1 protein-coding gene is annotated in these 632 nt (G+C 50.0%); it reads left to right on the forward strand.

Going from position 1 to position 632, the window contains the following annotated elements; translation table 11 throughout:
- A partial coding sequence (locus tag R7E78_RS27805; protein WP_318058844.1) for a GMC family oxidoreductase N-terminal domain-containing protein occupies positions 1-632 on the forward strand: 632 nt, incomplete at both ends.

Here is a 632-nt window from a genome sequence, read left to right on the forward strand (position 1 = left end):
AAATACGCTTGGCAGTTCGAGACCGTACAAGAAGATGGTCTTGACGGACGCCAGTTGCACTGTCCTCGCGGAAAAGTTCTCGGTGGTAGCTCTTCTATCAACGGTATGGTTTACGTACGTGGCCATGCTTGCGACTTCGACCAGTGGGAAGAAGAGGGAGCCAAAGGCTGGAATTACCAAGCATGCTTACCGTACTTCCGCAAAGCTGAATCTTGGGTCGGCGGTGCTGATGATTACCGCGGTGACAGTGGCCCTATAGGCACATGTAGTGGCAATGACATGAAGCTGAACCCGTTGTATGAAGCCTTTATTGAGGCTGGTAAAGAGGCGGGCTATCCAGAAACTGACGATTACAACGGTTTCCAGCAGGAAGGCTTTGGTCCGATGCACATGACCGTTGATAAAGGCGTACGTGCTTCAACCTCTAATGCATACTTAAGCCGTGCCAAAAAGCGCAAGAACTTCACGCTCATGAAGCGAGTGACTGTGCGTCGTGTATTACTTGAAGAAACAAGGCTTGGAGATAAAGGGCCGGAAGGGAAAAAAGCGGTCGGCGTTGAATTTGAGAAAGCAGGTTCAATCCTGCAGTGTTACGCGAAAAATGAAGTCATCTCTAGTGCAGGCTCAATCGG

It is taken from the genome of Vibrio sp. YT-19(2023), from assembly GCF_033337395.1.